The sequence below is a fragment of the Streptomyces sp. NBC_01276 genome (assembly GCF_041435355.1).
Classification (GTDB): Bacteria; Actinomycetota; Actinomycetes; order Streptomycetales; family Streptomycetaceae; genus Streptomyces.
In genome coordinates, this window is sequence record NZ_CP108442.1 from 5,898,228 (window position 1) to 5,918,163 (window position 19,936).

Genomic DNA, 19,936 nt, shown 5'->3' on the forward strand with positions numbered 1-19,936 from the left:
GGGGGGATCAGCACCACCGTCCCCCCACACGGAGGTTGTTTTGTCCGTCGTCCCCACCGCACCCGCGTCACAAGGAGAACCCCCCGTGACCACCGAAGCAGCGCCGCCCCACGGCGGCGCGGGACCGGCCCCGGCCCACCCCTCGGCAGAAGAGTTCACGCGCGTCCAGCAGAGCCCCGAATTCGCCGAACTGCGCAGCTCCTACCGGTCCTTCGCCTTCCCGCTGACCGTGGCCTTCATCGCCTGGTACCTGCTCTACGTGCTGCTGTCCAACTACGCGGGCGGCTTCATGGGGACCAAGCTCTTCGGCAACATCAACGTCGCCCTCGTCCTCGGCCTCGCCCAGTTCGCGACGACCTTCCTGATCGCCTGGCTGTACTCGCGGCACGCCGCCGCGAAGCTCGACCCCAAGGCCCGCGCCATCAAGCAGGAGATGGAGGCCGGGGCATGAGCGCCGTCCCGCAGCTGGCCTCCCGGCTGACCGTCGCCGCGGGCGCGAGCGAGCACCGCCCGCTGATCATCACCCTGTTCGGGCTCTTCGTCGTCGCGACCCTCGTCATCACCGTCTGGGCCGGCCGGCAGACCAAGGACGCCGCCGACTTCTACGCGGGCGGGCGCCAGTTCACCGGCTTCCAGAACGGCCTGGCCATCTCCGGCGACTACATGTCCGCCGCGTCCTTCCTGGGCATCGCCGGAGCCATCGCCCTCTTCGGCTACGACGGCTTCCTCTACTCCATCGGCTTCCTCGTCGCCTGGCTGGTGGCCCTGCTCCTGGTCGCCGAGCCGCTGCGCAACTCCGGCCGCTACACGATGGGCGACGTCCTCGCGTACCGGATGCGCCAGCGGCCCGTCCGCACCGCCGCCGGCACCTCCACCATCGTGGTCTCGATCTTCTACCTGCTCGCCCAGATGGCCGGCGCGGGCGTCCTCGTCTCGCTGCTCCTGGGCATCACCAGCGACGGCGGCAAGGTCGCCGTCGTCGCCCTGGTCGGCCTGCTGATGATCGTCTACGTGACCGTCGGCGGCATGAAGGGGACCACCTGGGTCCAGATGGTCAAGGCGGTGCTGCTCATCGCGGGCGCCCTGCTGATCACCTTCCTGGTGCTGCTGAAGTTCGACTTCAACATCTCCGCCCTGCTCGGCCAGGCCGCCGAGAACAGCGGCCAGGGGTCGAAGTTCCTGGAGCCCGGCCTCAAGTACGGCAAGGACGGGCTCACCAAGCTCGACTTCATCTCGCTGGGCCTCGCCCTGGTCCTCGGCACCGCCGGCCTGCCGCACATCCTGATCCGCTTCTACACCGTCCCCACGGCCAAGGCCGCCCGCAAGTCCGTGAACTGGGCCATCGGCATCATCGGCGCCTTCTACCTGATGACCATCGCCCTCGGCTTCGGCGCCGCCGCCCTCCTCAAGCGGGCCGACATCCTGGCCTCCAACAAGGCCGGCAACACCGCCGCCCCGCTGCTCGCCCAGGAGATCGGCGGCGGCGCCGGCTCCACCGGCGGCGCGGTCCTGCTCGCGGTCATCTCCGCCGTCGCCTTCGCCACCATCCTCGCGGTGGTCGCCGGCCTCACCCTGGCCTCGTCCTCGTCCTTCGCGCACGACATCTACGTCAACGTCATCCGCAAGGGCCGGGCCACCGAGAAGGAGGAGATGCGCGCCGCGCGCTGGTCCACCGTGGTCATCGGCGCCGTCGCCATCGCCCTCGGGGCCCTCGCCCGCGACATGAACGTCGCCGGCCTGGTCGCGCTCGCCTTCGCGGTCGCCGCCTCCGCCAACCTCCCGACCATCCTCTACAGCCTCTTCTGGAAGCGCTTCACCACCCAGGGCGCGCTGTGGTCCATCTACGGCGGCCTGATCTCGGCGGTCGGCCTGGTGCTGTTCTCACCGGTCGTCTCCGGCAAGCCCACCTCGATGTTCAAGGACGCCGACTTCTACTGGTTCCCCCTGGAGAACCCCGGGATCATCTCCATCCCCCTCGGCTTCCTCCTCGGCTGGCTGGGAACCGTACTGTCCAAGGAGGAGGCCGACCCCCGGAAGTTCGCCGAACTGGAGGTCCGCTCCCTCACCGGAACAGGGGCTCACTGAGATCCACCGAACACCCAGCGTGGCCGCGTCGTAGTTCCGTACGACGCGGCCACGCCACGTCTCGTTCCTTTGGGCCTCCCTCCCGGTAACAACCGTCGCGTAGGCTCGAAAGCAGCGCTTCCGCTCACCTGCGACTGCGCCAAGCTCTACGGATCCGGACAGGGAGGGGGCCGTCCATGCTTCTCGACACCTACGGCCGCGTGGCCACTGACCTGCGCGTCTCACTCACCGACCGGTGCAACCTGCGCTGCACGTACTGCATGCCCGAGGAAGGCCTGCAGTGGCTCGGCAAATCCGACCTGCTGAGCGACGAGGAGATCGTCCGGCTGGTCCGCATCGCCGTCACCCACCTCGGGATCACCGAGGTCCGCTTCACCGGCGGCGAGCCCCTGCTGCGCCCCGGCCTGGTCGGGATCGTCGAGCAGTGCGCGGCCCTGGAGCCCCGCCCCCGGATGTCCCTGACCACCAACGGCATCGGTCTCAAGCGCACCGCACAGGCGCTCAAGGCCGCCGGCCTGGACAGAGTGAACGTTTCCCTGGACACCCTGCGCCCCGAGGTCTTCAAGACGCTCACCCGCCGTGACCGCCACCACGACGTCATCGACGGCATGGCGGCCGCCCGCGAGGCCGGCCTGACCCCGGTCAAGGTCAACGCCGTCCTGATGCCGGGACTCAACGAGGACGAGGCCCCCGAGCTGCTGGCCTGGGCCGTGGAGAACGAGTACGAGCTCCGCTTCATCGAGCAGATGCCCCTGGACGCCCAGCACGGCTGGAAGCGCGACGGAATGATCACCGCCGGGGACATCCTGCAGTCCCTGCGCACCCGCTTCACGCTCACCGAGGAAGGCGCCGACGAACGCGGCTCCGCCCCCGCCGAGCGCTGGGTGGTCGACGGCGGCCCGGCCACCGTCGGGGTCATCGCCTCCGTCACCCGCCCCTTCTGCGGGGCCTGCGACCGCACCCGGCTCACGGCGGACGGCCAGATCCGTACGTGCCTGTTCGCCACCGAGGAGTCGGACCTGCGCGGCGCCCTGCGCTCGGGCGCCCCGGACGAGGAGATCGCCCGCCTGTGGAAGGTGGCGATGTGGGGGAAGAAGGCCGGCTCCGGCCTCGACGACCCGTCCTTCCTCCAGCCCGACCGGCCCATGTCGGCGATCGGCGGCTGAGGCCCGGCCGCCGGGGCCGCCACGGGGCGGCCCCGAGCCCGTCGCGACCCCGTTGCGAGGCCGTCCCGGCCCGCCCGAGCCCGCCTCCAGGCGGTTCCGAGCGGACCCCGGCGGATCCTCAGCGGCGTTCCGAGCCCTCGGGCTGCTCCCACTCGTCGAGCTTCACGACGTCCTTGAGGAAACCGCGCACCCCCAGGAACTGCGAGAGGTGTTCGCGGTGCTCCTCGCACGCCAGCCACGTCTTGCGCCGCTCCGGCGCGTGCAGTTTCGGGTTGTTCCACGCCAGGACCCAGACCGCCGCGTCACGGCAGCCCTTGGCGGAGCAGGTGGGGATGTCGGCTTCGGAGCCGGAGGAGCCGGAGAAGAAGTCAGGGGAGTTCACGGCCTCAACCCTACAAACGGAAGGGCGACGCCGGGCAGCCACGGGGGGAGCTGCCCGGCGTCGGTCCGTCGCTCCGACGGGGGATGCGGAGCGCGTAGGCAGTATGTCACGCAGGACCGGGTGGGGTGCACCGGAACTTCATGATTGATCTGAGGTTTTATTGAGGTTTCCCGCCTCCAGTGCGGGGCGCACGGGGGCCGGAACGAAGTGCGAGGGCAGCGAGGGGGTCGACTCGCGTCCCGCGTTGGCGATGACCACGGCGATGTAGGGCAGCAGCAGACCCGCCGCGAGCGTCACGATCGCCACGTGGCGTTCCACGTTCCACAGGAGGACGGTGGCGATCACCGACAGGGTCCTGATCGTCATCGAGATCACGTACCGGCGCTGCCGTCCCCGCACGTCCTCTTCGAGGCCCATCCGGGCCCCGGTGATCCGGAAGACCTCGGCCCCGTTCCGCTTCGTCCGCTGCACGTTCCACCACCCGATCCACCCGCCGGACACTCCCCGGCCCGCAACCCTTCCACCGTACGCCGCCCCCGTCGAGCCGAGGAGAGGGGGTGTCCCTCCGATGGCGCCGTCCGGCATGCGTGCGGGGCCGGACGGACCGACACTGGGCGCACATGCGCACAACGCGCCACGAGGAGGCTCGACATGCAATGGTTGTGGGCGATCATCGTAGGCTTCGTGCTCGGCCTGATAGCCCGGGCCATCCTGCCGGGCAAGCAGCACCAGCCCCTGTGGCTGACCACCCTCTTCGGCATCCTCGGCGCGCTCCTCGGCAACGCCGTCGCCGGGTGGATCGGCGTCGGGGAAACGAGGGGCATCGACTGGACCAGGCACCTGCTCCAGCTGGCCGGGGCGGTCCTGATCGTCGGGCTCGGCGACATGGCCTACAAGGCGCTGTGGGGCGGCAGTCGCCGGACCGTGTGACGCCGCCCATGACGAAGGGGCCGGTCCGGACGACTCGCGTCCGTACCGGCCCCTCGTCACGTCTGCCCGTCGGCCGGCGTCAGGGGCCGGTGACCTCGACCGCCGCCAGGTTCTTCTTGCCGCGCCGCAGCACGAGCCAGCGGCCGTGCAGCAGGTCCTCCGGGGCGGGGACCGCGTCCTCGGCGGCGACCTTCACGTTGTTCACGTAGGCGCCGCCCTCCTTCACGGTCCGGCGGCCCGCGGACTTGCTGGCGACCAGTCCGGTCTCCGCGAGCAGGTCCACGACCTGCCCGAGCTCGGCGACCTTCGCGTGCGGCAGCTCGGAGAGGGCCGCGGCCAGCGTGGCCTCGTCCAGCTCCGTCAGCTCGCCCTGGCCGAACAGCGCCTTCGACGCGGCGATCACGGCGGCGCACTGGTCCGCGCCGTGCACCAGCGTGGTCAGCTCCTCGGCCAGCGCCCGCTGGGCGGCGCGCGCCTGCGGCCGCTCGGCGGTCTGCGCCTCCAGTGCCTCCAGCTCCTCGCGGGACTTGAAGGACAGGATCCGCATGTAGGTGGAGATGTCCCGGTCGTCCACGTTCAGCCAGAACTGGTAGAACGCGTACGGGGTGGTCATCTCCGGGTCCAGCCAGACGGCCCCGCTCTCGGACTTGCCGAACTTGGTGCCGTCCGCCTTGACCATCAGCGGGGTCGCCATCGCGTGGACGTGCGCCTCCGGCTCCACCCGGTGGATCAGGTCGAGCCCGGCCGTCAGGTTGCCCCACTGGTCCGAGCCGCCCTGCTGGAGGGTGCAGCCGTAGCGGCGGTACAGCTCCAGGAAGTCCATGCCCTGGAGCAGCTGGTAGCTGAACTCGGTGTAGCTGATGCCCTGGTCGGACTCCAGCCGCTTGGCGACCGAGTCCTTCGTCAGCATCTTGTTGACGCGGAAGTGCTTGCCGATGTCCCGCAGGAACTCGATGGCGGACATGCCCGCCGTCCAGTCCAGGTTGTTCACCATCAGCGCCGCGTTCTCGCCCTCGAAGGACAGGAACGGCTCGATCTGCGAGCGCAGCCGGTTCACCCAGTTGGCGATGGTCTCCGGGTCGTTCAGCGTCCGCTCGGCGGTCGGGCGCGGGTCACCGATCTGACCGGTGGCCCCGCCGACCAGCGCCAGCGGCCGGTGCCCGGCCTGCTGGAGCCGGCGCACGGTGAGCACCTGCACCAGGTGCCCCACGTGCAGCGAGGCCGCCGTCGGGTCGAAGCCGCAATAGAAGGTGACGGGACCGTCCGCGAACGCCTTGCGCAGCGCTTCTTCGTCGGTGGACTGGGCGAAGAGCCCACGCCACTTCAGTTCGTCGACGATGTCCGTCACGGTCTCTCGACTCCTTCGATGTCTGAAAATGCCGTGCTCAGTCTAGGTGGGTCACACGCCCTTGCTGACCGAGCTCATGTTGAAGTCCGGGATGCGCAGCGCCGGCATCGCGGCCCGGGTGAACCAGTCGCCCCACTCGCGCGGCAGGGTCTTCTCGGTCCGGCCGGCCTCCGAGGCCCGCGAGAGCAGGTCCACCGGCGACTCGTTGAACCGGAAGTTGTTGACCTCGCCCGTGACCTGCCCGTCCTCCACCAGATAGACGCCGTCCCGGGTCAGGCCGGTGAGCAGCAGGGTGGCCGGGTCGACCTCGCGGATGTACCAGAGGCAGGTCAGCAGCAGGCCCCGCTCGGTGCCCGCCACCATCTCCTCCAGCGACTTGTCCCCGCCCCCGTCCAGGATGAGGTTCCCGAAGGAGGGGGAGAGCGGCAGGCCGGTCAGGGCCGCGCTGTGCCGGGTCGTGGTCAGCCGGGCCAGCTCGCCGCCGCTGATCCACTCGGTCGCCGGGACCGGCAGGCCGTTGTCGAACACCGAGGCGTCGTCGCCGGAGCTGTGCGCGATCACGAAGGGCGCCGACTCCAGGCCGGGCGCGTGCGGGTCGCTGCGCAGGGTCAGCGGGAGCCGCGAGAGCTCCTCGCCGATCCGGGTGCCGCCGCCGGGCTTGGAGAAGACCGTACGGCCCTCCACCGCGTCCCGGGCCGCCGCCGACCACATCTGGTAGATCAGCAGGTCCGCCACGGCCGTGGGCGGCAGCAGGGTCTCGTACCGCCCGGCGGGCAGCTCGACCTTGCGCTCCGCCCAGCCCAGGCGGACGGCCAGCTCCGCGTCCAGCACGGTCGGGTCCACGTCCTTGAAGTCCCGGGTGGCGCGGCCGGCCCAGGCCGAGCGGGAGCGGTCCGGGGACTTCGCGTTCAGCTCCAGCGTCCCGTTGGGCTGGTCGTGGCGCAGCCGCAGCCCCGTGGAGGTGCCGACGTACGTGGTGACCAGCTCGTGGTTCGCGAACCCGTACAGCTCCCGCCCGCCCGCGCGGGCCCGGGCGAAGGCCTCGCCGAGGGCCGGGGCGAAGTCCGCGAACACCGCCGAGGAGGTCTCGGCGGGGGCGTCGGTGAAGTCGGGCGAGGCCGGGGTCCCGGTCACCAGCGGCTGGGCGTCCTCGGCGGGACCGGCCCCGCGCGCGGCCGCCTCCGCGGCCCGCACCAGCGGCTCCAGGTCGGCGGCGGTGACGGCGGAGCGCGAGACGACCCCCGAGGCCGTGCCCTCCTTGCCGTCGACGGTGGCGATGACCGTCAGGGTACGGCCGCGGGTTACGCCGTTGGTGGTGAGCGCGTTGCCCGCCCAGCGCAGGTTGGCGCTGGACTCCTCGTCGGCGATGACGACGCAGCCGTCGGCGGTGGACAGCTCCAGGGCGCGCTCGACGATCTCGTGCGGCTTCGTTCGGCTCATCGGCCGGCCTCCTGCGTGGTGTTCAGGATGTTCACATCGCGGAACAGGGCGGACGGGCAGCCGTGGGAGACCGCCGCGACCTGCCCCGGCTGGGCCTTGCCGCAGTTGAACGCGCCGCCCAGCACGTAGGTCTGCGGGCCGCCGACCTTCTCCATCGAGCCCCAGAACTCGGTCGTCGTGGCCTGGTAGGCGACGTCGCGCAGCTGCCCGGCCAGCCGGCCGTTCTCGATGCGGAAGAACCGCTGGCCGGTGAACTGGAAGTTGTAGCGCTGCATGTCGATCGACCAGGAGCGGTCGCCGACCACGTAGATCCCGCGCTCCACCCCGCCGATCAGGTCCTCGGTGGACAGCCCGCCCGGATCCGGCCGGAGCGAGACGTTGGCCATCCGCTGGACGGGCACGTGCCCGGGGGAGTCGGCGTAGGCGCAGCCGTTGGAGCGCCCCAGGCCCGTGAGCTTCGCGATCCGCCGGTCCGTCTGGTAGCCGGTCAGGGTGCCGTCCTTGACCAGGTCCCAGCTCTGCGCCTCGACGCCCTCGTCGTCGTAGCCGATGGTGGCCAGGCCGTGCTCGGCGGTGCGGTCGCCCGTCACGTTCATGACCGGGGAGCCGTACCTGAGCTTGCCCAGCTGGTCGAAGGTGGCGAAGGAGGTCCCCGCGTACGCCGCCTCGTAGCCCAGCGCCCGGTCGAGCTCGGTGGCGTGGCCGATGGACTCGTGGATGGTCAGCCACAGGTTGGACGGGTGCACGACCAGGTCGTAGCGCCCGGCCTCGACGCTCGGGGCCCGCATCTTCTCGGCGAGCAGGGCGGGGATCTCCTCCAGCTCGGCGTTCCAGTCCCAGCCGGTGCCCGTCAGGTACTCCCAGCCGCGCCCGGCGGGCGGGGCGATGGTGCGCATGGAGTCGAACTCGCCGGTGGTGGCGTTCACGGCGACGGCGGTGAGCTGCGGGTGGATCCGCACGCGCTGCTGCGTGGTGGAGGTGCCCGCGGTGTCGGCGTAGAACTTGTTCTCGTGCACGGCGAGGAGCGAGGCGTCCACGTGCGCGACGCCGTCGGCGGCCAGCAGCCGGGTGCTCCAGTCGGCGAGCAGGGCCGCCTTCTCGGCGTCCGGCACCGAGAAGGGGTCCACGTCGTAGGCGGAGATCCAGGTCTTGTCGGCGTGCACCGGCTCGTCGGCGAGTTCGACGCGCTCGTCGGAGCCGGCGGCCTTGATCACCTGGGCGGACAGCTTCGCCATGGCGACGGCCTGGGAGGCCACCTTGGCGGCGGCGTCCATGGTGAGGTCCACGCCGGAGGCGAACCCCCAGCTGCCCCCGTGCACCACCCGGACCGCGTAGCCGAGGTCCGTGGTGTCGGAGCCGCCGGAGGGCTTGGCGTCGCGCAGGCGCCAGGAGGCGCTGCGGATCCGCTCCAGCCGGAAGTCGGCATGGTCGGCGCCCAGCGCGCGGGCCCGGGCGAGCGCCGCGTCGGCGAGCGCCCGCAGGGGCAGCGCGGTGAAGGCCGCGTCGATGGAATGGGCCACGGAAATCCTCCCGGGGTCGGGGCAGGTCGCCCCGATCATGTCGAACCCGGGGCTCTGGTGCCTACATCTTTCTGTAGGGACTCGACATACCCCGTCGCGAGGCCCTGTCGGAGCCCGATTCTCCGGATGCCGGAGCCGACCTATAGGTTTTTGGTATTCAGACAGCTAGCGAAAGGGTGATCCGTTGAGCCGCTCGGTTCTCGTCACCGGAGGTAACCGGGGCATCGGCCTCGCCATCGCCCGAGCCTTCGCCCAGGCCGGCGACAAGGTCGCGATCACGTACCGCTCGGGAGAGCCGCCGCAGGAGCTCACCGACCTCGGCGTACTGTCGGTGCGCTGCGACATCACCGACTCCGAGCAGGTGGAGCAGGCCTACAAGGAGATCGAGGCCAAGCACGGCAACGTGGAGGTGCTGGTGGCCAACGCCGGCATCACCAAGGACACGCTGCTGATGCGGATGTCCGAGGAGGACTTCGCCTCCGTCGTCGACACCAACCTCACGGGCACCTTCCGCGTGGTCAAGCGCGCCAACCGCGGCATGCTCCGGGCGAAGAAGGGCCGCGTGGTCCTGATCTCCTCGGTCGTGGGCCTGCTGGGTTCCGCGGGGCAGGCCAACTACGCCGCCTCGAAGGCCGCGCTGGTGGGCTTCGCCCGCTCCCTCGCCCGCGAGCTGGGCAGCCGCAACATCACCTTCAACGTCGTGGCCCCGGGCTTCGTGGACACCGACATGACGAAGGTGCTCACCGACGAGCAGCGTGCGGGCATCGTGTCGCAGGTGCCGCTGGCCCGCTACGCGCAGCCCGAGGAGATCGCGGCCGCCGTGAGCTTCCTGGCGTCCGATGACGCCGCGTACATCACCGGAGCCGTCATTCCCGTTGACGGCGGATTGGGCATGGGTCACTGATCACCATGAGCGGAATTCTCGACGGCAAGCGCATCCTCATCACCGGGGTGCTGATGGAGTCGTCCATCGCCTTCCACACCGCGCGACTGGCCCAGGAGCAGGGCGCCGAGGTCATCCTCACGGCGTGGCCGCGCCCCTCGCTGACCGAGCGGATCGCCAAGAAGCTGCCGAAGCCGGTCAAGGTCATCGAGCTCGACGTCACCAACGACGAGCACCTGGCCCGCCTCGAAGGCCTCGTCCGCGAGGAGCTCGGCGGCCTCGACGGCGTCGTGCACTCCATCGGCTTCGCGCCGCAGGACGCGCTCGGCGGCAACTTCCTGAACACCCCGTTCGAGTCCGTGGCCACCGCCATGCACGTCTCGGCGTTCTCGCTGAAGTCGCTGGCCATGGCCTGCAAGCCGCTGTTCCCGGCGGAGGGCGCGGCCATCGTCGGCCTCACCTTCGACGCGCAGTTCGCCTGGCCGCAGTACGACTGGATGGGCCCGGCCAAGGCCGCGCTGGAGGCCACCAGCCGCTACCTCGCCCGCGACCTGGGCAAGGAGAACATCCGCTGCAACCTGGTCTCGGCCGGTCCGATCGGCTCGATGGCCGCGAAGTCCATCCCGGGCTTCGGCGAGCTGGCGGACACCTGGAACCAGCGTTCCATGCTGGCGTGGGACATGAGTGACCCCGAGCCGACGGGCCGGGGCGTCGTCGCCCTGCTGTCGGACTGGTTCCCGAAGACCACGGGCGAGATCGTCCACGTCGACGGCGGCCTGCACGCGATGGGCGCCTGACCGGCACCCGCATCCGTACGGCGGTGGCCGTGCCTCCCTCTCCGGGAGGCACGGCCACCGCCTTTTTCGCGGTCCGGCGCCGGGGGAGCGGGGGTTCGTTCGATCGGATTTTCGCCGTCTGACCGGATCTTCCCGAGTCGAAAACCAGGACAGATGCCTGCAAACTGACCTCGTCGGGATCTTCCCGGCCGCTTCGGGGAGGAGGTACGGGCGTGCGCGCGAGGCGGAGCCGAGCGGTATCGCTGCTGTTCACCTCGGTGGTCCTGACCGGACTCCTGGTCCCCGGAGCCACCGCGCAACCCGGCGGCCCGGACCCGGGAGCGGGACCCGCGGCGGCCGCCCCGGCCACCGTGGACCTCGCCGACATCCCGGCCGAACCCCCCGTCCGGCCCGCGCCGGCCGCCACCCCGGAGCTCTTCGGCTCCGACTGCGACACCGAGATCGACGGTTCGCAGGTGACCGCGTACTGCCACAACGGCTACCCCGAGACCGACCTGCTCCGCCTCCACGTGGAGTGCGAGCGCTGGTGGGACCTGGACGGGGACGGCGCCGCCGTCTCCCTGGACCCGGCGGGCCGGGTCCGGCTCACCGGCCGCTGCTGGAAGGAGGTCCGCACGGCCTGGGTGAGCCACCAGCGTCCGTGAGGGCCGCTCGGGCGCCTCCGGCCCGGCCGGTCCCGCTCAGCGTCCGCCCCTGCCGAGGCAGGCGAAGGGGTAGCCGGCCGCCTCCGAGGCCGCCGCGTCCCCGTCCCCGCGCCGGACCGCCTCGATCAGCCGGGCGTGGTCCAGGTGGGCGGCCGGATCCAGCACGGTGCCGACGTCCGCCCGCAGCCAGTCCGCCACCAGGTCGCCCAGGTCCGCGTACAGCTCGATCAGCACGTCGTTGTGCGAGGCCGTCACCACCGCCATGTGCAGGGCCACGTCCGCCGCCACGAACAGCTCCGCCTCCCCGCTCGCCCACGCCTCCTCGCGCCGTGCCAGCAGCGCGTCCAGCTGGACCAGGTCCCGGTCGGTCCGCCGCTCCGCCGCCAGCCGGGCCGCCGAGGACTCCAGCGTCGAGCGCAGCTCCGCGATGTGCCGCGGGTCGGCCCCGGCGAAACGCCGGTGCATCACCCCGGCCAGCTCGCTGGTGGCGATCACGTAGGTGCCCGAACCCTGGCGGATGTCCAGCAGCCCGTTGTGCGCGAGCGCGCGGACGGCCTCCCGCACGGTGTTGCGGGCGACGCCCAGCAGCTCCACCAGCTCGGGCTCGGTCGGGATCCGGCCCCCGACCGGCCATTCGCCGGAGGTGATCTGGTTCCGGAGCTGGGCGATCACCTGATCGACGAGCGCGGATCGCCGGGGCGAGGTCAGCGGCATCTGGGCAAGGTCCTCTCTGGGACGACTGGACAACCAATCATCCCATGATTCTATGATGGTTCAATGTCCGACGAAGAAGTCCAGACCATGAACCGCCCGGAGGCCGTGCGCACCGCCGCGCACGAGCCCCTCCCCGCCTCCGCGCACGTCGCCCCCACGTGGCTCGGCCCGGTGCTCATCGTCGGAATCGTGCTGGCCGCCCTCAACCTGCGGCCCGCCATCACCAGCCTCGGCGCCCTCTTCGAGGAGACCAGGACCGGCCTCCACATGAGCGGCGCCGTCGCCGGACTGATCACCTCCGTGCCCGCCCTCTGCTTCGCGGTCTTCGGCGTCACGGCGCCCCGCCTCTCCCGCCGCTTCGGCCCCGCCGCCGTCGTCTGCGCCGGCATGGCCGCCGTCGCCGCGGGCCTGCTGATCCGCCCCTTCGCGGACGGCGCCGCCGCTTTCCTCGCCGCCAGCGCCCTGTCCCTGGCCGGCATAGCCCTGACCAACGTGCTGCTCCCGGTCATCGTCAAGCGCTGGTTCCCCGACCGCCTCGGCACCATGACCGGGCTCTACTCCATGGCCCTGGCCGCCGGCACCTCCCTCGCCGCCGCCGCGACCGTCCCCCTGACCTCCGCCCTCGGCGGCAACTGGCGCACCGGCCTGCTCGTCTGGGCCGTCCTCGCCGCGGTCGCCGTCCTGCCCTGGCTGCCGATCGCCGCCGCGAGCCGCCGGGAGAAGGCGGCCGCCCCCGCCGCGGCCGTGCGCGAGGACAAGGGGCCCTCCGTCGTCCGCAGCCGCACCGCCTGGGCACTCGCCTGCTACTTCGGCCTCCAGGCCACCGGCGCCTACGTCACCATGGGCTGGCTCCCGCAGATCTTCCGCGACGCGGGGGTCTCCGCCTCCACCGCCGGCGTGCTGCTCGCCGTCACCATGGTCATGGGCGTCCCGCTGGCCTTCGTCATCCCCCGCCTCGCCGGACGCATGCGCCACCAGGGCCCGATCGCCGTCACCCTCAGCCTGTTCGGCTTCGTGGGCTACCTCGGCCTCTACCTCGCCCCCGCCGCCGGAGCCTGGGCCTGGGCCCTCCTGCTCGGCATCTCCAACTGCGCCTTCCCGCTCGTCATCACCATGATCGGACTGCGCGCCAAGTCCCCCGCCGGGGTCGTCAAGCTCTCCGCCTTCGCCCAGAGCACCGGCTACCTGATCTCCATCCCCGGCCCGCTGGTCATCGGCACCCTCTACCAGCGCAGCGGCGGCTGGGACCTGCCGCTCGCCCTGATGGCCGGGCTGCTCGTCCCCCAGCTCGTCCTCGGCGTCCTCGCGGGACGGGACCGCACGATCGAGGACGAATGCGGCATGCGAGACTGACCGCCATGTCGCCCGTCCTCGAACCGAACCCCCAGAACGGTCACAAGAAGCTCGGCCTCGTGCTCGGCGCGATGCTGCTCGTGACCGTGATCATCGCCGTCATCGCCAGCCTCGCCTCCCCCTGAGCGCCCGCCCGGGCCCGGCCCCCGACCCCGATGGTGGGGTTGTCCCCACCATCCCCTAGGGGGTCAGGCTCAGGGTCGGATGGGGTGTGACCCCGATGGGAACCGCTGCCACGGATCCGTAGATTCGAAGCAGCGAGCCCGTCCCAGCGCACACCCCGGAGGCGGCCATGTCGGCCCCCACGCAGACCCCGTCCCTCCCCGCCGCCCGCCGCCGTCCCGCGGCACACGCGGGAGCGGGCACCCGGCTGCACTGGTGGGCCCTCGCCCTGCCCGCGCTGGCCTTCGGACTCCTGCTGCTCCTCCTCGCCGGCTCGGGCGAGGCCCAGGCCGCCACCCCGGACGCCTCCGGGCTGCTCCAGGTCAGCCGGCAACTGCTGCGCGCCGTCGGCTGACCCCCGCGCGCCGAGGCGTGCCCCCCGCCCTCGCCGAGGCCTCCCAACACCCTGCGCCCCGTGGCGCGTTTCGTGCGAAGCTGGGAGCCATGAGCGCCGACACACCCCGCAGGATCGTCCTCCTCCGGCACGCCAAGGCCGACTGGCCCCAGGTGTCCGACCACGACCGCCCGCTGGCGGAACGCGGCCGCAAGGACGCACCGGCCGTCGGACTGAAGCTGGCCGAGACCGGCATCACCTTCGACCTGGCCCTCTGCTCCACCGCCGCCCGGACCCGGGAGACCTGGAAGCTCGCCGTCCAGGAACTGCCCCACCGGCCGAAGACCCATTACGAGGAGCGGCTCTACGACGCCTCGCTGGGTGAGCTCATCGCCCTGCTGAACGAGACCCCGGAGGAGGTGGCCGACCTCCTCGTGATCGGCCACAACCCCGGCATGCACGCCCTCGCCGACGCCCTCTCCGGGCGCGCGGAGGGCGACGCCCTCGACCGGATGACCCGTACGGGCTTCCCGACCGCGGCGCTGGCCGTCGTCTCCTTCACCGGATCGTGGAAGTCCGTCGAGCACGGAGTGGGCACGCTGCTGGACTACTGGACGCCCAAGGAGCACTGAGCCCGAGGGCCCGGGGCCGTCGCGCCCCGGGCCCCGGGCCCCACCGGACGTCCGGGAACGTCACCGGGCGGGCAGCGGCGGGATGCCCGCGTCCCGCGCCTCCCACAGCTCCGGGTGGAACCGCCGGTGGACCGCCGCCCGCAGATGGGCCACGCCGCTGCTGCCCCCGGTCCCGGGCCGGCCGCCGATCTGCCGCTCGACGAGCTGCGCGTGGCAGGCCCGCCACTCCGTCCAGATCTCGTCGTGGTCCACCAGGGCCTCCACCAGCTCCGACAGCTCCGCGAACTCCACCGGGTCACCGTCCCGGGGCGCCGCCGCGAGCCGCCCGAACGCCTCCCGCCGCTCCTGCCCCGTCCCCACCGCGAAACCGGCCTTGGCCAGCAGCGACACGAACGCCTCCCACAGGGTCGGCTCCGCGAGCCGCCCGCGCGCCCGCTCCCGTTCCCGCGGACTCAGCCCGGCGACCGCCCGCGCCCCGTGCTCCCCGCGCACCCAGTCCGCGCCGCACAGCGCCGCTATCTCCAGATACTGCGCCGACTGCGCCCCGCTGCTGCCGCCGAGCGCCCCGCGGAAGGCGTGGAACTCCCTCGGCGGCATCCCGCGCAGCGGATGGATCCCCGCGATCAGCGCCCGCGTGATCACCGTGCTCCGCACCAGGCCCGCCCGCGCGGCCCGGGGATCACCCTCCAGCATCCGGTCGCGGGCGCCGGACAGATCGCGCAGCAGCTGCCCGAACCACAGCTCCTGCACCTGGTGGACGGCGATGAACAGCAGCTCGTCGTCCACCCCGTCGGCCAGCGGCACCTGGAGCGTCAGCAGCTCCGGCAGCCGCAGGTAGTCCGCGTACGTGACGTTCTCAGACATCGGTCTCCTCCGGTGCGCGCAGTCCGAACTCCGCGAACGCGTCCGTGACGCCGGGCAGGTCGAAGGCGTCGACCTGGGCGCACAGCCGCAGGGTGGAACGGGAGATCGTCTGGATGCGGTCCAGGCCCGCCCCACCCCCGTAGCTGTCCGCGAGGACCGCCTCGGTGCGGTCCTCGTCCAGACCGGCCAGGCGCAGCGACACCCGTACCGGCTCCAGGTCCCAGTCGAGCGCCGCGCGGATCATCGCCGGCAGGGCGCGGGCCGCCAGGACGCGCCGGCGCCCGTCGAGCCGGGCCCACAGCTCCAGGAAGAACGCCGAGAAGAAGCGGTGGTGGCGCCCCTCGTCCTTGGCGTGGTCGCGCATCAGCTCGCGCACCGTGCTCACCACGGTCGGGTCCTGCGGCACCTCGTTGAGCACGGCGGTGATCAGGGTCTCGAACACCACCGCCTGCAACTGCCCGGCCAGCACCGGGTCCTGGGGCAGCAGCCGCCGCCCGCTCTCCTGGAGGGCCGTGACGAACCCGCCGTAGTCGACGTCCGGCACGGCGATCCCGGTGACGGCCGCCACCTGATCGGCGAGGTCCAGGCTGTAGAGGGCGTGGTAGCCCTCGTCGCAGTAGACCTTGAAGGCGTCCATCCGCAGCGCGGTCGGGAAGTGCAGCCCGCAGTTGCCGTTGGCGACCGGCTCGGCGGCCCCGTTGACCACCCGGGTCTCCAGGTGCGTCGTCGAGTGCAGGAACTGGTACAGGTGGCGTACGGAGATCTCGCGGACCCGCTCCGGGGCCAGCGCCTTCACCTCGGGGTGGGCCAGGTGCGGGACCAGGGCGTCCGGGAAGAAGACCCGGCCCTGCTCCGCCTCGGCGTGGAACATACGGCGTACGCCACCCCGCACGCCGGCGGTCTCGTACCAGCGGTCGAGCGGACCGGGGGCCGTGCTCATGGGCGTCTTCCGTTCGGGGAGGAGGGGGACGAGGGGAACGAGGTGAGGGAGCCGGGGAGGGCGGCCTCCCCGAGGGCCCCGCCCAGGTGGCCGGCGATCCGCCGGACCGCCTCCGCGACCAGGGGGGCCTCGACGGTGTGGCACAGCCGGAACCAGCCCGGCTCGGGCGAGCGGAACGCCCCGCCCGGCAGGATGCTGACCCTCGCCGTCTCGAACAGTTCGCGCCACAGCCGCTGTTCGGCCTCGAACCCGGCCCCGGGCAGCCAGCGGCGCAGGTCCAGCCAGACGGAGAACCCGGCCTCGGCCGGAACGTACGGGATCCGGTACGCGTCCAGGTGCGCGACGAGGTGCGCGTACGAGGACCCCAGCCGGCGGCGGCCCGCCGCGAGGAAGGAGGCCACCCACGCCGGGTCGGCCAGCAGACCGGCCAGGGTGTGCTGGGTGGCGGTGGAGACGGGCGCGAAGTAGGCCATCGCCCGCGCCGCGTCCCGCACCCGGGGATCACGCGTGTGCAGGACACCGGTCTTCAGTCCGGGCAGCCCGAAGTCCTTCGCGAAGCCCCAGACCACGTGGGTGCGTTCGGCCCAGTGCGGATTGACCGCGGGGTCGGCGGCGCTGGTGAAGGCGTGCGGGCCGAAGACGGCGTGGGCGTAGATCTCGTCGGAGACGAGGTCCACGTCGTGCTCGGCGGCCACCCGCAGCAGCTCGGCGAGCACCTGGGGCGGGTGCACCTCGCCGAGGGGGTTGGAGGGGGAGGAGAGCGCGACCGCGCGTACGGTCGTCCCCTCCGCGGCGGCCTGCTTCAGGGCCCGGTCGACGGCCTCCGCCGTCAGCCGGAACCCGTCGGCCGGCTCCAGCGGGGCGGGCAGGATCCGGGCGCCGGAACGTCCCCCGAGATCGGTGTCGAAGGCCCCGTAGTAGGGGGCGGGCACCACGATCGCCTCGCCCGGGTCGCACAGCACCGACGCGATCGCGTCCAGCGCCCCGGTGGCGCCGCTGATCACCACCAGGTCCTCGGCGTCGAGCGGCGTGCGGCAGGTCGCCGAGAGCAGCGCGGCGACGCGCTCGCGCAGTTCGCCGGTGCCGTGCAGGGGCGCGTAGCGGGCGGTGGACTCGGTCATCGGCTCCAGCGCGGCCAGCCGGCCGTCGAGGAGGTCCCACAGGAGACGGTTCTCCGCGGTGCCCAGGTTGAGGTAGCCGCCGGGGCGCAGGTCCGGGTCGTACGGCTCGGCCTCGGCCAGGAAGTGCGCCTCGGCGATGGCGGGGGTGTCGGCGAGCAGCCGTGCGGCCTGGCGGGAGACCATCAGGCCCTCCCGCTGTCCACGTCGGCGCCGGTGAGCAGGCCCGGATGGACCCCGAGGCCCATCGAGGCGTCGATGACGGCGCCGTGCAGGGCCGCCGCGTGTTCGCCCGCCAGCCACCACACCTGCTCGGCGATCTCCCGCGCTTCGATCATGCGGCCGCGCGGCAGCCGCGCGGTGAGGGAGGAACGCTCCTCGGGCGAAAGCCGGTCCAGGGTGCTGGCCTTGAACATCGTGGTCTCCACGGCACCGGGGCACAGGGCGAAGACCTGCACCGGGGTGTGCACCAGCTCGGCCGCGAGGTGCCGGGTGAGGTAGGTGAGGGCGGCCTTGCTCATGCCGTCGGCGGGGTGGAAGCCGGGGAACTGGAAGATCCCGCCGCCCACGCTGGAGATGTTGATGATCTTCCCGAAGCCGCGTTCCAGCATGCCGGGCAGGAGCTGCTCGCTGAGCCAGAGCGGGCCCACCGCGTTGATCTGGAAGAAGGCCGACGCCTTGTCCTGCCGCGGCCCGTCGCTGTACCGGTCGATGGTCTTGGAGCCGACGGCCGCGTTGTTCACCAGTACGTCCACCGGGCCCGGCAGCCGCTCGACCAGCTGCTCGTGGTCCTCCCAGTCACCCTGGCTGAAGGGGAACGCCTCCACCTTGGCGCGACCGGTCAGCGCCAGCTCCTGCACCAGCTCCTCGGCCCGCTCCCGGCCGTTGCGGTACGTGAACCAGACGGTCCAGTCCTCTTCCGCCGCGAACCTCTCCACACAGGCCCGGCCGATTCCCCCCGAGCCTCCGGTGACGAGCACACTTCGAGCCATCGCTGCTTCCCCTTGACGATCAAGAATGACCGAGAGCCGCCGCCGCGTCCGCAGCAGCGCAGTCGGAGCATTTGTCGCACAGGGGGGTGTCGAACTCTCGCGATCCGGCTGGAAGTTGACTGGAGGAACGGCCGAGGTCCTGCGGCGTCGCAGGTCACGCGGGGTGGCTCGGCTCCCGGTCGGACACCGGTGGCCCGATTCCTTCTAGCGTTCCTGAGGGCGTCTCCGAGCGCTCCGGGCCCGCGCGGGGGCCGGCCGCACCGTGGAACGAGAGAAGCCCGGCCGGGAGGACCCGGCCGGGCGGCGTGAAGGAACCGGTGGGGATCAGGCCAGGTCGGCCGCTTCCACTTCCTCCCGGGTGATGCCCAGCAGGTACAGCACCGCGTCCAGGAACGGCACGTTCACCGCGGTGTGGGCGGCCTCGCGGACGACGGGCTTGGCGTTGAAGGCCACGCCCAGCCCGGCGGCGTTCAGCATGTCCAGGTCGTTGGCGCCGTCACCGATGGCCACCGTCTGGGCCAGCGGCACACCCGCCTCGGCGGCGAAGCGGCGCAGCAGACGGGCCTTGCCCGCCCGGTCCACGATCTCTCCGGTGACCTTGCCGGTCAGTTTCCCGTCGACGATCTCCAGGGTGTTCGCCGAGGCGAAGTCGAGCCCCAGCCGCTCGCGCAGGTCGTCCGTGACCTGCGTGAAGCCGCCCGAGACCACGCCCACCTGGTAACCGAGCATCTTCAGGGTCCGGATCAGGGTGCGGGCCCCGGGGGTCAGCCGGACCTCGGAGCGGACCTTGTCCACCACCGACGCGTCCAGCCCCGCGAGCAGCGCCACCCGGGCGTGCAGGGACTGCTCGAAGTCCAGCTCCCCGCGCATGGCCCGCTCGGTCACCTCGGCGACCTCGGCCTCACAGCCCGCGTGGGCGGCGAAGAGCTCGATGACCTCGTCCTGGATCAGGGTCGAGTCCACGTCCATCACCACCAGGCGCTGCGCCCGGCGGTGCAGGCCCGCCGACACCACGGCCACGTCGACGCCGATCTGTGCGGCGGTGGTGGCGAGGGCGGTGCGCAGCGGCTCGGTCTCGGCGCCGGAGACGGCGAACTCGACCGCCGTCACCGGATACTTCGCGAGCCGGAAGATGCGGTCGATGTTGCCGCCCGTCGCGGTGATCCGGGCGGCGATGGTGGCCGTGGACTCCGCGGTGAGCGGGTGCCCGAGGACGGTGACGTGGGAACGGCCGCTGCCGCGCGGCCGGTTGTCACCGGTGCCGGAGAGGATCTCCGCCTGGAGCTTGAGTGACTCGGCCCAGCTGTGGACGGTGGCCCGCAGCTCGCCCTCGGAGCCGGCGGCGGGCTTGGTGACGAGAACGCACAGGACGATGCGGCCGCGGGTGACGACCTGCTCGATGTCGACGACATCGACGGAGTAGGCGGCGAGGGTGTCGAACAGCCCGGCGGTGATCCCGGGACGGTCCTTGCCGAAGATCTTGACGAGGAGGGTGGGGACGTCGGAGGTCTGCGAAGCGCTCATGGTGCCCTCACCGTATCTTCCCCACCCGGCGCACCGGACCCCCGTCCCACTTCCTGAACGCGCCACGGCGTTTCCCGCCGCGCCGAGCGCCACCGGCCGCCCCCGAGG

22 protein-coding genes are annotated in these 19,936 nt (G+C 72.1%); 11 read left to right on the top strand and 11 right to left on the bottom strand.

The features are described 5' to 3' along the window. The first annotated feature begins 85 nt into the window (after window positions 1-85). The 3 genes from OG295_RS26535 (at window position 86) to moaA (ending at window position 3,251) form a co-directional block, all read left to right on the top strand. A complete protein-coding gene (locus OG295_RS26535; protein WP_030233482.1) occupies window positions 86-451 on the top strand; it encodes a DUF485 domain-containing protein in 366 nt (121 codons plus the stop codon). After that, window positions 448-2,085, top strand: coding sequence for a cation acetate symporter (locus OG295_RS26540; protein ID WP_371679158.1), 1,638 nt, complete (start codon window positions 448-450; stop codon window positions 2,083-2,085). The genes OG295_RS26535 and OG295_RS26540 overlap by 4 nt, the downstream gene beginning before the upstream one ends. A 176-nt stretch (window positions 2,086-2,261) precedes the next feature. Continuing rightward, entirely contained in the window at window positions 2,262-3,251 is a 990-nt protein-coding gene (moaA, locus tag OG295_RS26545) for a GTP 3',8-cyclase MoaA (protein ID WP_371679159.1), read from the top strand. A 118-nt stretch (window positions 3,252-3,369) separates the two neighbouring features. Here the strand turns inward: moaA and OG295_RS26550 are convergent, their stop codons facing one another. Both OG295_RS26550 and OG295_RS26555 read right to left on the bottom strand, forming a co-directional pair. Beyond that, window positions 3,370-3,633, bottom strand: a complete 264-nt coding sequence (locus OG295_RS26550) for a hypothetical protein (RefSeq protein ID WP_371679160.1) — start codon at window positions 3,631-3,633, stop codon at window positions 3,370-3,372. Between the two features lie 138 nt (window positions 3,634-3,771). Then, the gene (locus OG295_RS26555; RefSeq protein WP_371679161.1) at window positions 3,772-4,104 is read right to left on the bottom strand and encodes a DUF3099 domain-containing protein; all 333 of its coding nucleotides are present in this window, start codon (window positions 4,102-4,104) and stop codon (window positions 3,772-3,774) included. A gap of 180 nt (window positions 4,105-4,284) precedes the next feature. On the opposite strand from OG295_RS26555, the gene OG295_RS26560 reads away from it, so the two are divergent. Then, window positions 4,285-4,563 (top strand): GlsB/YeaQ/YmgE family stress response membrane protein, encoded by a 279-nt coding sequence (locus OG295_RS26560; protein ID WP_371679162.1) that lies wholly within the window; start codon window positions 4,285-4,287, stop codon window positions 4,561-4,563. A 79-nt stretch (window positions 4,564-4,642) separates the two neighbouring features. On the opposite strand, the gene tyrS is transcribed toward OG295_RS26560, so the two are convergent. Genes tyrS through OG295_RS26575 form a run of 3 tightly spaced genes read right to left on the bottom strand, consistent with a single transcriptional unit; the run spans window position 4,643 to window position 8,871 of the window. Then, a complete protein-coding gene (tyrS, locus tag OG295_RS26565; RefSeq protein ID WP_371679163.1) occupies window positions 4,643-5,911 on the bottom strand; it encodes a tyrosine--tRNA ligase in 1,269 nt (422 codons plus the stop codon). Between the two features lie 51 nt (window positions 5,912-5,962). After that, window positions 5,963-7,351 carry a metallopeptidase TldD-related protein gene (locus OG295_RS26570; protein WP_371679164.1) on the bottom strand — a complete coding sequence of 463 codons (1,389 nt, stop codon included), beginning with the start codon at window positions 7,349-7,351 and terminating at the stop codon, window positions 5,963-5,965. Next, on the bottom strand, window positions 7,348-8,871 hold the full coding sequence (locus tag OG295_RS26575; RefSeq protein WP_371679165.1) for a TldD/PmbA family protein: 1,524 nt from the start codon (window positions 8,869-8,871) through the stop codon (window positions 7,348-7,350). Before OG295_RS26575 ends, OG295_RS26570 begins: the two co-directional genes overlap by 4 nt. Before the next feature lie 184 nt (window positions 8,872-9,055). Here OG295_RS26575 and fabG point away from each other — a divergent pair, with 184 nt between their 5' ends. The 3 genes from fabG to OG295_RS26590 all read left to right on the top strand — a co-directional run bounded on the left by fabG (window position 9,056) and on the right by OG295_RS26590 (window position 11,195). Next, window positions 9,056-9,775: a 3-oxoacyl-[acyl-carrier-protein] reductase gene (gene fabG, locus OG295_RS26580; RefSeq protein ID WP_030233503.1), complete on the top strand. Its 720-nt coding sequence runs from the start codon at window positions 9,056-9,058 to the stop codon at window positions 9,773-9,775. Between the two features lie 5 nt (window positions 9,776-9,780). Then, window positions 9,781-10,551 carry an enoyl-ACP reductase FabI gene (gene fabI / locus OG295_RS26585; protein WP_030233506.1) on the top strand — a complete coding sequence of 257 codons (771 nt, stop codon included), beginning with the start codon at window positions 9,781-9,783 and terminating at the stop codon, window positions 10,549-10,551. A 212-nt stretch (window positions 10,552-10,763) separates the two neighbouring features. After that, the gene (locus OG295_RS26590; RefSeq protein WP_371679166.1) at window positions 10,764-11,195 is read left to right on the top strand and encodes a hypothetical protein; all 432 of its coding nucleotides are present in this window, start codon (window positions 10,764-10,766) and stop codon (window positions 11,193-11,195) included. Window positions 11,196-11,231: 36 nt separating this feature from the next. On the opposite strand, the gene OG295_RS26595 is transcribed toward OG295_RS26590, so the two are convergent. After that, window positions 11,232-11,909: a FadR/GntR family transcriptional regulator gene (locus OG295_RS26595; RefSeq protein ID WP_371679167.1), complete on the bottom strand. Its 678-nt coding sequence runs from the start codon at window positions 11,907-11,909 to the stop codon at window positions 11,232-11,234. Between the two features lie 63 nt (window positions 11,910-11,972). Between OG295_RS26595 and OG295_RS26600 the strand changes: the two genes are divergently transcribed. The 4 genes from OG295_RS26600 (at window position 11,973) to OG295_RS26615 (ending at window position 14,390) form a co-directional block, all read left to right on the top strand. Next, window positions 11,973-13,262: a CynX/NimT family MFS transporter gene (locus OG295_RS26600; protein WP_371679168.1), complete on the top strand. Its 1,290-nt coding sequence runs from the start codon at window positions 11,973-11,975 to the stop codon at window positions 13,260-13,262. 5 nt (window positions 13,263-13,267) lie between these two features. Beyond that, the gene (locus tag OG295_RS26605; protein ID WP_254719129.1) at window positions 13,268-13,387 is read left to right on the top strand and encodes an SGM_5486 family transporter-associated protein; all 120 of its coding nucleotides are present in this window, start codon (window positions 13,268-13,270) and stop codon (window positions 13,385-13,387) included. A 167-nt stretch (window positions 13,388-13,554) separates the two neighbouring features. Continuing rightward, a complete protein-coding gene (locus OG295_RS26610; protein WP_266838327.1) occupies window positions 13,555-13,779 on the top strand; it encodes a hypothetical protein in 225 nt (74 codons plus the stop codon). 89 nt (window positions 13,780-13,868) lie between these two features. Next, window positions 13,869-14,390, top strand: coding sequence for a histidine phosphatase family protein (locus tag OG295_RS26615; RefSeq protein WP_371679169.1), 522 nt, complete (start codon window positions 13,869-13,871; stop codon window positions 14,388-14,390). Between the two features lie 60 nt (window positions 14,391-14,450). Here the strand turns inward: OG295_RS26615 and OG295_RS26620 are convergent, their stop codons facing one another. From OG295_RS26620 to serB, 5 genes are all read right to left on the bottom strand, one after another. After that, on the bottom strand, window positions 14,451-15,254 hold the full coding sequence (locus tag OG295_RS26620; protein WP_371679170.1) for a tryptophan 2,3-dioxygenase family protein: 804 nt from the start codon (window positions 15,252-15,254) through the stop codon (window positions 14,451-14,453). Next, window positions 15,247-16,194, bottom strand: coding sequence for a diiron oxygenase (locus tag OG295_RS26625; RefSeq protein ID WP_371679171.1), 948 nt, complete (start codon window positions 16,192-16,194; stop codon window positions 15,247-15,249). The genes OG295_RS26620 and OG295_RS26625 overlap by 8 nt, the downstream gene beginning before the upstream one ends. Then, complete coding sequence (locus OG295_RS26630) at window positions 16,191-17,498, bottom strand: aminotransferase class I/II-fold pyridoxal phosphate-dependent enzyme (RefSeq protein ID WP_371679172.1); 1,308 nt, start codon at window positions 17,496-17,498, stop codon at window positions 16,191-16,193. Before OG295_RS26630 ends, OG295_RS26625 begins: the two co-directional genes overlap by 4 nt. Further along, window positions 17,498-18,304 carry an SDR family NAD(P)-dependent oxidoreductase gene (locus tag OG295_RS26635; protein ID WP_371679173.1) on the bottom strand — a complete coding sequence of 269 codons (807 nt, stop codon included), beginning with the start codon at window positions 18,302-18,304 and terminating at the stop codon, window positions 17,498-17,500. Before OG295_RS26635 ends, OG295_RS26630 begins: the two co-directional genes overlap by 1 nt. Window positions 18,305-18,628: 324 nt before the next feature. Next, window positions 18,629-19,828 (bottom strand): phosphoserine phosphatase SerB, encoded by a 1,200-nt coding sequence (gene serB, locus OG295_RS26640; RefSeq protein WP_371679174.1) that lies wholly within the window; start codon window positions 19,826-19,828, stop codon window positions 18,629-18,631. Between the last annotated feature and the right edge of the window lie 108 nt (window positions 19,829-19,936).